Annotated in this window: 11 protein-coding genes; 8 read left to right on the top strand and 3 right to left on the bottom strand. The window is 64.5% G+C overall.

The genetic code is table 11. The features are described from left to right. Positions 1 to 40 precede the first annotated feature (40 nt). The 5 genes from C793_RS14010 (at position 41) to cydB (ending at position 7,100) form a co-directional block, all read left to right on the top strand. Positions 41 to 1,021: a GGDEF domain-containing protein gene (locus C793_RS14010; RefSeq protein WP_017428982.1), complete on the top strand. Its 981-nt coding sequence runs from the start codon at positions 41 to 43 to the stop codon at positions 1,019 to 1,021. 60 nt (positions 1,022 to 1,081) lie between these two features. Then, positions 1,082 to 2,758, top strand: a complete 1,677-nt coding sequence (gene cydD, locus C793_RS0100510; protein ID WP_017428983.1) for a thiol reductant ABC exporter subunit CydD — start codon at positions 1,082 to 1,084, stop codon at positions 2,756 to 2,758. Next, positions 2,751 to 4,520, top strand: a complete 1,770-nt coding sequence (cydC, locus tag C793_RS13225) for a thiol reductant ABC exporter subunit CydC (protein ID WP_156804806.1) — start codon at positions 2,751 to 2,753, stop codon at positions 4,518 to 4,520. The genes cydD and cydC overlap by 8 nt, the downstream gene beginning before the upstream one ends. Before the next feature lie 172 nt (positions 4,521 to 4,692). Beyond that, on the top strand, positions 4,693 to 6,105 hold the full coding sequence (locus C793_RS0100520; RefSeq protein WP_017428985.1) for a cytochrome ubiquinol oxidase subunit I: 1,413 nt from the start codon (positions 4,693 to 4,695) through the stop codon (positions 6,103 to 6,105). After that, positions 6,102 to 7,100 carry a cytochrome d ubiquinol oxidase subunit II gene (gene cydB / locus C793_RS0100525; protein WP_017428986.1) on the top strand — a complete coding sequence of 333 codons (999 nt, stop codon included), beginning with the start codon at positions 6,102 to 6,104 and terminating at the stop codon, positions 7,098 to 7,100. The genes C793_RS0100520 and cydB overlap by 4 nt, the downstream gene beginning before the upstream one ends. 128 nt (positions 7,101 to 7,228) lie before the next feature. Here the strand turns inward: cydB and C793_RS0100530 are convergent, their stop codons facing one another. From C793_RS0100530 to C793_RS0100540, 3 genes are all read right to left on the bottom strand, one after another. Continuing rightward, positions 7,229 to 7,882 (bottom strand): peroxiredoxin, encoded by a 654-nt coding sequence (locus C793_RS0100530; RefSeq protein WP_017428987.1) that lies wholly within the window; start codon positions 7,880 to 7,882, stop codon positions 7,229 to 7,231. A gap of 143 nt (positions 7,883 to 8,025) precedes the next feature. Further along, positions 8,026 to 9,405 carry a heavy metal sensor histidine kinase gene (locus tag C793_RS0100535; protein ID WP_017428988.1) on the bottom strand — a complete coding sequence of 460 codons (1,380 nt, stop codon included), beginning with the start codon at positions 9,403 to 9,405 and terminating at the stop codon, positions 8,026 to 8,028. Further along, positions 9,402 to 10,073: a heavy metal response regulator transcription factor gene (locus C793_RS0100540; protein ID WP_017428989.1), complete on the bottom strand. Its 672-nt coding sequence runs from the start codon at positions 10,071 to 10,073 to the stop codon at positions 9,402 to 9,404. The genes C793_RS0100535 and C793_RS0100540 overlap by 4 nt, the downstream gene beginning before the upstream one ends. Before the next feature lie 132 nt (positions 10,074 to 10,205). Here C793_RS0100540 and C793_RS0100545 point away from each other — a divergent pair, with 132 nt between their 5' ends. The 3 genes from C793_RS0100545 to C793_RS0100555 form a co-directional block, all read left to right on the top strand. Further along, positions 10,206 to 10,694: a GlcG/HbpS family heme-binding protein gene (locus C793_RS0100545; RefSeq protein WP_017428990.1), complete on the top strand. Its 489-nt coding sequence runs from the start codon at positions 10,206 to 10,208 to the stop codon at positions 10,692 to 10,694. Between the two features lie 92 nt (positions 10,695 to 10,786). Further along, complete coding sequence (gene uraH, locus C793_RS0100550) at positions 10,787 to 11,203, top strand: hydroxyisourate hydrolase (protein ID WP_017428991.1); 417 nt, start codon at positions 10,787 to 10,789, stop codon at positions 11,201 to 11,203. Positions 11,204 to 11,449: 246 nt separating this feature from the next. After that, on the top strand, positions 11,450 to 11,594 hold a 145-nt coding region (locus C793_RS0100555), incomplete at its 3' end, for a helix-turn-helix domain-containing protein (protein WP_026106019.1).

The raw sequence follows: 11,594 nt of genomic DNA on the forward strand, positions 1-11,594 counted from the left end.
TCAGGATCAGCACCGCCCGGACGCGCACGGAGAGCCCTCGATGGCCGATACATCGGAACATTCACCGGACGCCGCATCGGCCGTCTGCATGCAAAGCGGCGAGGCTGCCGACGTTGCGCTGCTGCGCCGCTATCGTGCGGCGTTCATGCAGTCCCGTGAGGCTATCGTCTTTGTCCAGCAGGACAGCATCATTGATTACAACCCGGCGGCGCTGGCGCTGCTCAAGATCGACAGCGAGGTCATCATGCCCCGGCTGGGTCTGCCGCATTTTTTCCCCGACCGCCAGCCCAACGGCAGAAACAGCCGCGCGCTGGGCAGCCTGTACGTCAAACAGGCCATGCGTCATGGCCAGGCGCTGTTCGAGTGGCAGCTGCAGGGGCTGGACGGCCAGGATTTTCCCGCCGAAGTCATGCTGAGCCGCATTGATATTCCCGGCGATACCATGCTGCAGGCCACCGTGCGCGATATCAGCCGGCAAAAACGCCTGGAGCGCGAGCTCTCTCGCACCGCCATGACCGATCATCTGACCGGCGCCTTCAACCGCCAGCGATTTGACGAGGAAATCCGCCGGGCGCTGGCGCGGCGACGGCGCAAGGCGGTCACCACGGCGCTGATCCTGCTGGATATCGACCATTTCAAGCCGGTCAACGATACCTGGGGCCACGCCGTGGGCGATGATGTGCTGGTGGAGTTGACCCGGCAGCTGAACGCCAACCTGCGGATTCCCGACATGCTGACGCGCTGGGGCGGCGAGGAATTTGTCATGATCCTCCCCGATACCGACCGAGTCGAGGCTCTGCAACTGGCCGAGCGCCTGCGCGAACTGATTGCCGAGCATGTCTTCAGCGTGGCGGGGCACATCACCGCCAGCCTGGGCGTCACGACGCTGCAAACCGACGACAGCGCCTACAGCTGCATCGAGCGGCTGGATAACGCCCTCTACCAGGCCAAGAACCTGGGCCGCAACAAGGTGATCGAAGCCGGTCAAACCGCTGCCGACCCCACGGGCGCGGCGATTTGACCCATTGGCGAGCCGCCAACGCCCCTTTAGGCTGGACGCTCCGATTCCTCAGGAGCCGTCATGCCCGCCCTCACCGCCCGACATCTGCTCAACGGGCTTGCCGCCACCCAGCGCCGTCGCCTTCAGCTGGCAGCCGCCTGCGGCGTGCTCGCCGGCAGCCTGACACTGGTGCAGGCAGGGCTGCTGGCCTGGATCACCAGCGCGCTGCTGGTTGACCGGCTACCGCTGGCGCGCACGACGCCGTTTTTTGCCGTCTGGCTGGCCATACTGCCGCTGCGCGGGATACTGAGCTATGCCCAGGAAGTGCTGGCCCAGCAGGCATCGCTGGCCGTTCGCCGGCAGCTGCGCCGGCGGCTGACCGAGCATCTGATGCGCCTGGGGCCGGTATGGCTCGCCGGCCGCCACAGCGCCTCGCTGTCTCACCAGGTGGTGGAACAGGTGGAAGCGCTGGACGGCTATTTCGCGCGCTTTTACGTCCAGCAGATACTCGCCGTGCTGCTGCCCCTGATGATTCTCGGCGTGACCCTGTATCTGGACTGGCTGGCGGCGCTGTTCCTGCTCCTTGCCGCGCCGCTGATCCCGCTGTTCATGGCGCTGGTGGGCATGGGCGCGGAGCGCTTGAACCAGGCGCAGTTTGCCGCCGTGTCGCGCCTGTCGGGCCACTTTATCGACCGCGTGCGCAGCCTCAATACGCTCCAGCTGTTCGGCCAGACCCGCCGCGCCACGGCCAGCGTGCATGACGCCGCCGACGGTTACCGCCAGCGCAGTATGCGCACCCTGCGCCTGGCGTTCATGTCCTCGGCGGTGCTGGAGTTTTTTGCCTCGGTCTCGATTGCCGTGGTGGCTATTTACGTGGGGTTTGGCTTGCTGGGCTATATCGGCTATGGCCCGGCGGATGAGCTGACGCTATTCAGCGGGCTGTTGATCCTGCTGCTCGCTCCCGAATTTTTTCAGCCGCTACGCAGCCTCGCCCAGCACTATCACGATCGCGCCAGAGCGCTGGGCGCTGCCGAGCACCTGGCCGAGCTGCTCAACCAGACACCTCCGGCGACCCGGGATGCCGCTGCAACGCCGGCGCCGGCCCCTGCCAGCGCCCGCAGCCTGATAGAGCTTGACGCGGCCAGCGTCAGCCACGACGCCCGCGGCGTCGTGCTGGGGCCGATTTCGCCGTGCCTGTACCGCGGCGATACCGTCGTGGTCACCGGCGCTTCCGGCAGCGGCAAGTCCACGCTTTTGCAGCTGCTCGCAGGATTTGTTGCGCCCGACGGCCAGGGTGAGCGTCGCTGCCCGGCCGATCTGCGCTTTGCCTGGATGGATCAGCGGCCGCTGCTGATTCACGGCACCCTGGCCGACAATCTGCGCCTGGCCGCCCCCGGCGCAAGCGATGCCGACCTGCGTCAGGCGCTGGACAACGCCTACCTGGGCGAGCTGTTGGCCCGGCTTCCCGAAGGCCTTGATACCTCGATCGGCGAACAGGGCGCAGGCCTCTCCGGCGGCCAGGCGCAGCGTCTGGCGCTGGCGCGGGTCTTTTTATCCGCCGCGCCGCTGGTGCTGCTGGACGAGCCCACCGCCAGCCTCGACGCGCACAGCGAAAACGCCATCATGGCAGCCTTTGCCCAACTGCAGCGCACCGGGCACACCCTGGTCATCGCCACCCACCATCCGGCGCTGATCGGGCTCGCCACCCGCCGCTGGCATATCGTCCAGGGGCAGCTGGAGGAGGTTGAGCATGATTGAACGGCCATCTCCCAAGCGGACACGCCAACCGCCAACATCGCTTTGGTGGACCCTGCGCCCCTGGCTGGGCATGCTCGCCCGCCGCCGTCGCCGGCTGTGGCTGGGTACCCTGCTCATGGCGCTGACGCTGTTTTCGGCGCTGGGCCTGCTGGCGGTGTCGGGCTGGTTCATTACCGCCACCGGGCTGACCGGCCTGCTGCTCGCTGCCGGCGCATCCGCCAGTCTCGACGTTTATGTGCCCGGCGGCGCCATTCGGCTCTTTGCCGTCACGCGCACAGCAAGCCGCTACCTGGAGCGGCTGCACAACCATGACACCGTGCTGCGCCTGCTGGCCGATTTGCGCACGCGTCTTTTTGCCCGCCTGGCGACCCTCGACGGCCGCGCCCGGGGCGGTCATCGCGCCAGCGACTGGCTCAACCGCCTGACCGCCGACATCGACACCCTGGACAGCCTTTATCTGCGCCTGCTCGCACCGCCCGCCGTGGCGCTGCTGGCCGGGGCCGTGCTGAGCAGCGTCGTGGCGCTCTTCGTGCCGCTGGCCGGCGGCGTGCTGGCCACTATACTGCTGGCTGGCTGGCTGTGGTTCACCCTGGGTCAGGCACGGCTGGGCATGGCCGATAGCCGACGCCACGTTGACGAGCTGGAAGCCCTGCGCGGTCGCGTCATGGAAACACTGCAGGGGCTCGCCGAGCTCGACGCCTACCGGGCGCTGGGCCATCAGCAGCAAACTCTGGAACGGCTGGAAGATCGCCTGTATCGCAGCCAGCGCCGGCTGGGCCGCTGGGTCGCGCTGGGCAACGCTCTTCAGGCGTGGCTGGTGAGCGTTGCCACCCTCGCCACGCTATGGCTGACCGCCGGGGCCTTTGCCGCCGAGCGAATCAGCGGCGCGATCATGGTCATGCTGCCCATGGCGGTTATGGCCATGAGCGAAGCCCTGGGCGCGCTACCGGCGGCCTTTACCTGGCTGGGCGCAACCCGAGGCGCCGCCGAACGGCTGAATGAAGTCGACGCGCCGCCCGCGGCAAACACTGCAACAACCGCCGCTCCGCACCCCGAAAGCGCCGGCCGCCTGACGCTTGACGCCGTTGGCGTGCACTATCCCGGCGCGTTTCAGGCGGCGCTGGACGATGTCTCGCTGGCCCTCGCGCCCGGAGAACGGCTGGCCGTGGAAGGCGCCTCGGGCTCGGGTAAATCCACGCTGACGGCGCTGCTGGGACGCCAGCTGGCGCCGACCCGGGGCCAAATACGACTCGATGGCATCGCACTCGATGCCTGGCCCGACGACGCGCTGCGCCGCCGGGTGGCCGTGCTCACCCAGCAGACCGAGCTGCTCGATGACAGCCTCGCAGCCAACCTGCGACTGGCGGACCCGGAGGCCGACGAATCCCGACTCTGGCAGGCGCTGGCGCAGGTTTCCCTGGCGGACTGGGCGCAGCTGCTGCCCCGGGGGCTGGCAACCCGGGTGGGCGAAGGCGGCCGGCAGATTTCCGGCGGCCAGGCCCGCCGGGTCGCGCTGGCGCGGCTTTTCCTGCGCGACCCGGCGCTGGTGGTGCTCGATGAGCCCTTTGCCGGCGTTGACCGCGCCACGGCACAGGCGCTGTGCACGGCACTGGATACCTGGCTGGGAACGCGAACACTCGTCTATCTTGTGCATGAGGCATCCGGCGAAAGTACTGTTGTGCCGCCCGGGATCACCCGCACGCTCACCTTGACGGACGCCGGGGCCACAGCGGCAAGCGAGGCGACCCCGCTGCGACAATAAACCGTGGCAAAAAACGGACATCGCATCTGGGGAATGAGCGACAACCGGCATACAATGAACAAATAGCATAAACATATTCCTTTATGCTCAGTGGCCGAGCGTGACGGACGCCCGGCCGGGGTTCTGCTTCTTTCTTTTCTGCCCCTTTCTGCCATACGTCCCGGAGGTCATCATGGAGCTCGACCCGCTTCTTCTCTCCAGGCTGCAGTTTGCGTTTGTGGTGTTGTTTCACGCCATCTTTCCGGTGTTTACCATCGGGTTGGCGTCCTACATCGCGCTGCTGCACGGCCTGTTCTATAAAACCGGCAACTCGGCCTGGGATCGCCTGGCGCTGTTGTGGACCCGGGTATTCGCCGTGGTCTTCGGCATGGGCGTGGTCTCGGGCATCGTCATGTCGTTTCAATTCGGCACCAACTGGAGCAACTTCTCTCAGGCCACGTCCAACTTTCTGGGACCGGTGCTGAGCTACGAGGTGCTCACGGCGTTTTTCCTCGAGGCCGGCTTTCTCGGCGTGCTGCTGTTCGGGCGCCACAAGGTGCCCGAAGGCGCGCACCTGTTTGCCGCGCTCATGGTGGCGCTGGGTACCTTTATCTCATCGTTCTGGATTCTTTCCGCCAACAGCTGGATGCAGACACCGGTCGGCTATGAGCTGATCGACGGCCAGTTCCATATCACTTCCTGGAGCGATGCCATCTTCAACCCGTCGTTCCGCTACCGCTTCGCGCATATGGTCATGGCCTCGTTTCTCACCGGCAGCTTTGTGGTCGCCGGGGTCAGCGCCTGGTTCCTGCTGCGCAAGCGCGACGTTGAAGCCAACAAAAAGGCGCTGTCCATGTGCCTCTGGCTGCTGCTGATTCTGGCACCGGCGCAGGCCGTTGTCGGCGATTTCCACGGCATCAACACCCTGGAACACCAGCCCACCAAGGTGGCGGCGATGGAAGGCAACTGGGAAACCGAGTCCGACGTGCCGCTGCTGCTTTTCGCCCTGCCGGACAAGGCCGCCCAGTCCAACAGCCTGGAGCTGCCGATTCCGCACCTGGCGAGCCTGATTCTCACCCACGACGTCAACGGCACCGTGCCGGGGTTGGAAAGCGTGCCCAGGGACGAGCAGCCGCCGGTGTTTATCGTCTTCTGGTCGTTCCGCATCATGGTGGGGCTGGGTCTGGCCATGATCGCCACGGCCGTTGCCGGCCTGGTGCTGCGCCGGGGCGGGCGCGTGTATCGCCAGCCGCTGTACCTGAAAACCCTGGTGGGCATGATCGGCGCGCCCTTTGTGGCCGTGCTCGCCGGCTGGGTGGTCACCGAATCCGGCCGCTCTCCCTGGCTGGTGTATGGCGTGATGACCCACGCCGAGGGGCTGACGCCGTCTCTCACCGGTGGCATGGCGCTGTTTACCCTGCTGGGTTACATGGCGGTCTATGCCGTGGTCTTTATCGTGGGGATTTACTACCTCACCCGGGTAATTCGTCACGGCATGTTGCCCGAGTCCGACGATATCCACGGCGAAGTGGAGCGCCCCAAGCGGCCGTTGTCCGCCGCCCATACACCGTTTGACGATAGCGATATGCAGGAGGCCAAGTCATGAATCTGGATATTACGCTGGTATGGGCCGCGATTATCGGCTTCGGCGTTATCATGTACGTGCTCATGGACGGCTTTGATCTGGGGCTGGGGATCCTCTATCCCTTCGCTCCCGACGAGGCCTCCCGGGACATCATGATGAACTCGGTCGCCCCGGTATGGGACGGCAACGAAACCTGGCTGGTGCTGGGCGGTGCCGGCCTGCTGGGGGCCTTTCCGCTGGTGTATTCGGTGTTTCTGCCGGCGCTCTACATCGGGGTTTTCCTGATGCTGGCCGGGCTGATATTCCGCGGGATTTCGTTCGAGTTTCGCTTCAAGTCGCAGAAAAACCGCCACTGGTGGAACCGCGCCTTCTTCGGCGGCTCGGTGGTTGCCACCTTCGCCCAGGGCGCCGTGGTCGGCGCCTATATTCAGGGCTTTCCGGTAGAGGACAAGGTCTTCGTCGGCGGGCCCTTTGACTGGCTGACGCCGTTCAGCGTGCTGACCGGGCTGGGGCTGATGGCCGGCTATGCGCTTTTGGGCGCGACCTGGCTGATTCTCAAGTCGGAAGGTCACGTTCAGGACTGGGCCTACTCGATTACGCCCCGGCTGCTGCTGGGCGTGCTCGCCGTGTTTGCCCTGGTCAGCCTCTGGACGCCGATGGTCAGCGTTGACGTGCGCGAACGCTGGCTCAGCCAGCTGCACCTGATCTGGATATTTCCCATCCTGGCGATGGCCTGTGCGGCGGCGCTGTACCGCGCCGTCAAGCAACGCGCCGAAGGCCGCCCCTTCATCATGGCGCTGGGCCTGTTTGCGTTCACCTACCTGGGCATGATTGCGAGCAAATGGCCGGTGATCGTACCGCCCGACTACACCATCTGGGACGCGGCCTCGGCGCCGGAATCCCAGGTGTTTTTGCTGATTGGTACGGTATTCGTGATTCCCGTGGTGCTGGCCTATACCACCTGGTCGTACTGGGTATTCCGCGGCAAGGTCAGGGTCGATGACGGCTATCACTGATAGTCACCGGTATCACTGACTTGACCGGCCGGCACGACGCATCGTGCCGGTCATCGCACAGCAAAAAGCCGCCCCGCTGAATCAGCGGGGCGGCTTTCTTCCGGCTGCCGGTAGAACGCCGTGGCGCTTTACTGCGGCTGTTTGGCCAGGCGCACGTAGGGCAGCGGCGCGTTAAAGTCGCCGAATTTTGCCATGGCATCGGCGTCGGACACGGTGGGCGGAATGATCACGTCCTCACCGCTGGTCCAGTCGGCGGGCGTGGCCACGCCCTGGCCGGCGGCAGTCTGCAGCGCATCCAGCGCACGAAGAATCTCGCCGAAGTTACGGCCGACATTCATCGGGTAGGTCATCGACAGCTTGAGCTGCTTGTCCGGGCCGATGATGAATACCGAGCGCACCGTGGCGCTATCGGCGGGCGTCCGGCCGTCCGGCATATAGGCTTCGGCCGGCAGCATGTTGAACAGCTTGGATACCTTGAGCTCTTCGTCGGCAATGATGGGAAAGCCAACGTCGCAGCCGGCGTAGGAGGCGATATCCTTGATCCAGCCCTGGTGGTCGTCCACGCCGTCGACGGAGACGCCGATAACCTTGGTGCCACGCTTCTGCCACTCGTCATTCAGCCGCGCAACGGCGCTGAACTCGGTGGTGCACACCGGGGTAAAATCCTTCGGGTGCGAAAACAGGATGGCCCAGCTATCGCCGATCCAGTCGTGAAAGTTGATAGTGCCCTGGCTGGTCGGGGCTTCGAAGTCCGGTACGGTCTCGTTAATACGTAGCGACATGCTTCACTCCTGAGGGTTGCTGGGAGACACCCTGTCCGGGCGCCGCCGAATCAATACGGAACCATCATAGACACAACAGCGATTTATGTTCAATTGGCATTAGATATGATTTTCTTATTACTCAATACCGTTATTTTGCCGCATTAGCCATCAGTCGATGCCCGCCCCGGGAACCAGAGCGTCATCCGCACGCCGCCGTCGGCGTTGACCGCCCAAACGCGGCCCTGATGGCGCTGCATGATCGAATCCACAATCGCCAGCCCCAGCCCGCCCGAATCGCCGGGCTCGCTGCGCGCGGCATCGGCGCGGAAAAACCGCTCGAAGACCCGCTCCAGGTGCTCGTCGGCGATGGCCGGCCCGCGGTTATGCACGGTTACGGCCAACCCGCCCGACTGCGGCGCCGTGGCCAGGGTGATGGCACTGCCGGGCTCGGCATGGCGCAAGGCGTTGGCGACCAGGTTGGCCAGCGCCGTACGCAGCAGCTCGGGGTTGGCCAGCACCTGCCCGCCGACGGGAGCCGCCAGGGTAACGCCGCGCTCCTCGGCCATGCCCTCGAAATACTCGCACAGCTGTTGCGCTGTCGCGGCGACGTCAACGGGCTCCCTGTGGAAGGTTGTGGCGTTTTCGGCCCGAGCGAGAAACAACATACTGTTGATCATCCGCGACAGGCGCTCGTATTCCTCCTGGTTGGACACCAGCAGCGCCTGATAGGCCTCCCGGCTACGCGGCTGGCTGAGCGCCTGCTGGGTCTGACCCATGAGGTTGTTCAATGGGGTACGGATTTCATGCGCCAAATCACCGGAGAACCGCGATAGATGGGTAAAACCGCGTTCAAGGCGTTCGAGCATCCGGTTGAAGGCCGCGGTCATGGCCGCCAGCTCGCGATACGACCCGCCGCCGGCCAGCCGACGTTCCAGGTGCTGGCTGTCGATGGTGGCCGCCTGCCGGGCCAGCCGGCGTACCGGACGCAGGCCGCGCCGACTGACCCAGCCGCCGAGCAGAAAGGCGACCAGGGTGCCGGCAACCAGCGCCGCCAGCAGCTGCATACGATAGCTGGCCAGCATGCGCTGCTTTTCCGCCAGCAGCCGTCCGGCGACCAGCGTCAGCCGGCGGCCGTCCTTTTCCAGGCGCATGGCCGCCAGCCGGTAAGGCGTGTCTTCGCCGCCGTTGCGCAACGTCATGCCCGCGCCGGTTTCCGGATCGGGCACCGGCAGGTCGGCCGGATTGACGGTAATCAGCGGGGTGCCGGCGCTGTCCAGCACCCAGAAGAAATGCTCGGTATTGCCCAGCATGTTGGCGTAGAGCTGGGGCTTTTCGCGCAGCGCATCGATGTCTTCGTAGCCCTGGATCAGCCCCGCCATGCGCTCGATGCGACCGCGTAGCGCCTGGTCATCGCGGAAGGCAATTTCCTTGTTCAGCGACAGATACAGATAAAAGCCGATGCCGCCCAGCAGCAGCGCGGTGACCAGGGCAAACATCAGCGCCAGACGCAGGCTCAGCGAGGGCCGGGAAGCGCGACTCATGGCGCCTCCGTCAGCTGGTAGCCCACGCCGCGCACGGTATGGATGAGTTTCGGCCGGTAGGGGTCATCGACCTTGGCCCTCAGGCGGCGAATGGCGACATCCACCACGTTGGTGTCGCTGTCAAAGTTCATCTGCCATACGTGGGACGCAATCAGCGTGCGTGAGAGCACCTCATCGGCATGGCTGAGCAGCAGGTGCAGCAGGGCAAACTCCTTGTTCGTCAGGGTGATGCGTTCACCGGCCCGGCTGACACGGCGCTGCAGCACGTCCAGCTCGAGATCGGCCAGACGAAAGTGCTGCGTTTCGCGCAAGGGGCCGCGGCGCAGCAGAGTACGCACCCGGGCCAGCAGCTCGGCGTACGAAAACGGCTTGACCAGGTAGTCATCGGCGCCCAGCTCCAGCCCTTTCACGCGGTCTTCCACGGCATCGCGCGCCGTAAGAAACAGCACCGGCGTCGCCGCCTGGCGGCGAATGATCTGCAGCAGCTGCCAGCCGTCCAGCGCCGGCAGCATCACATCCAGGATGATCAGGTCGAACACCACCGTGCTGAACTGGTGCTGGCCCTCCAGCCCGTCCTGCGCCACCGTTACCTGGTAGCCCGACTCGCTCAGCCCCTTGTGCAAATAATCCGCCGCCTTGGCTTCGTCTTCCACGACCAGTATGCGCATTGTCACCTCCTTCACCCGACAGAATAACGGCTAGGACGGCATGGCGGCATTACAACTTCGTCATCTCCGGGCAATGTCAACGCGCCGCTATAGCTATACAATACATGTACTTTACATCAAGGAGGTACCGATATGCGTTTTAATCCGGCCCAACTGCCCCTCTGCGCCGCCGCACTTTTCAGCAGCCTCGCCTTTGCCGGCCCGGGAGCCGTCGTTGAACACAAGGACGTCTCCCTTGAGCTGGCAAACCAGCTTACCGACGCCACCCTGGAAAGCTGTCACGCCGACGACCGCACCGCCGTAGTGGCCGTGGTCGACCGCGGCGGACGACTGGTGGCGCTGCAGCGCGACGACAACATCGGGCCGCACAATACCCGCGCCGCACAGCGCAAGGCGTTTACTTCGCTTTCGACCGGCACCGCATCGCGCGAGCTCTCGCGTATTGCCCGTAACGACCCGGAATCGCAAAACCTCAATACCGTGGATGACCTGCTGCTGCTCGGCGGCGGTGTACCCTTGAAGGTAGACGACGCGGTCATCGGCGCCGTTGGCGTCGCCGGCGCGGGCGGCTCGGCCATCGATGAAGGCTGCGCCCTTGACGCTGTCGACGAAGTGCTATAAAAATTGTTATAGATATTTACACGCAAGATAAAGACGTATAATTTCTGCACAATACGTTATTTTGCCCAGATCCCTGTTTCAGGAGACACACCATGACCGCGAAGCTCACTACAACGCTTGCCACCGCCGCTCTGATGGCCGCCACGGCGGGGACCGCCGCGGCCGCCGATAACCCCATGAGCGTGCACGTCCTCAACATCGAAAACGGCCTGCCGTCGCCCGACGTCAACGTCACTCTCGAGCAAAAGCAGGACGACGGCTGGGAACAGATCAACGAAGCCGTCACCGGCGACAGCGGCCGCATCAATGCGCTCTACCCGGAAGACACCGAGCTGGAACACGGCACCTACCGCGTGACCTTCGACACCGGCGAATGGTTTGAAAACCACGATACCGAAACCTTCTTCCCCGAAGTGCCGGTCGTTTTCGCCATCGACGGCGAGCTCGAGCACTACCACATTCCGCTGCTGCTGAGCCCCTACGGCTACTCCACCTACCGCGGCAACTAAGCGCTACAGACGCCGGCACCCTCGCCGCGCGCTCTCAACCAAACGGCCCCCACTGCCACAAGGCAGCGGGGGCCGTTTTTGTTCAGCAAGCTAGTGCGAGCTTGACTTGATCACCTTGAGTGAATCAACCGGTAGCGCTTACCCATCTGCGCGTAAAGCATCGTCCAATGCGGGCGGTGATAAAAGCGCGCACCGCAACGCGGTGCCGGGGTTGAAGGTTTCATCATCACCTGATATTTATACAGAATGACGAAACGTGCCTACAAGGAACGGTTTTATCCGACGCCCGAACAAGCCGCCTTGCTGGCGCAATCGTTTGGCTGCGTGCGTTTTGTCTGGAACAACACGCTGGCGTATCGCACCGAAGCATATCAGGAGCGGCAGGAAACCA

This window comes from Vreelandella jeotgali Hwa (genome assembly GCF_000334215.1).
Classification (GTDB): Bacteria; Pseudomonadota; Gammaproteobacteria; order Pseudomonadales; family Halomonadaceae; genus Vreelandella; species Vreelandella jeotgali.

What these genes read in the sequence shown, in the direction of transcription:
- C793_RS0100520 (WP_017428985.1), top strand. Translation starts at nt 4,693, where the DNA reads ATGGAGCTCGACCCGCTTCTTCTCTCCAGGCTGCAGTTTGCGTTTGTG.
- C793_RS0100545 (WP_017428990.1), top strand. Translation starts at nt 10,206, where the DNA reads ATGCGTTTTAATCCGGCCCAACTGCCCCTCTGCGCCGCCGCACTTTTC.
- C793_RS0100530 (WP_017428987.1), bottom strand. Translation starts at nt 7,882, where the DNA reads ATGTCGCTACGTATTAACGAGACCGTACCGGACTTCGAAGCCCCGACC.
- cydD (WP_017428983.1), top strand. Translation starts at nt 1,082, where the DNA reads ATGCCCGCCCTCACCGCCCGACATCTGCTCAACGGGCTTGCCGCCACC.
- C793_RS0100540 (WP_017428989.1), bottom strand. Translation starts at nt 10,073, where the DNA reads ATGCGCATACTGGTCGTGGAAGACGAAGCCAAGGCGGCGGATTATTTG.
- uraH (WP_017428991.1), top strand. Translation starts at nt 10,787, where the DNA reads ATGACCGCGAAGCTCACTACAACGCTTGCCACCGCCGCTCTGATGGCC.
- C793_RS14010 (WP_017428982.1), top strand. Translation starts at nt 41, where the DNA reads ATGGCCGATACATCGGAACATTCACCGGACGCCGCATCGGCCGTCTGC.
- cydC (WP_156804806.1), top strand. Translation starts at nt 2,751, where the DNA reads ATGATTGAACGGCCATCTCCCAAGCGGACACGCCAACCGCCAACATCG.
- C793_RS0100535 (WP_017428988.1), bottom strand. Translation starts at nt 9,405, where the DNA reads ATGAGTCGCGCTTCCCGGCCCTCGCTGAGCCTGCGTCTGGCGCTGATG.
- cydB (WP_017428986.1), top strand. Translation starts at nt 6,102, where the DNA reads ATGAATCTGGATATTACGCTGGTATGGGCCGCGATTATCGGCTTCGGC.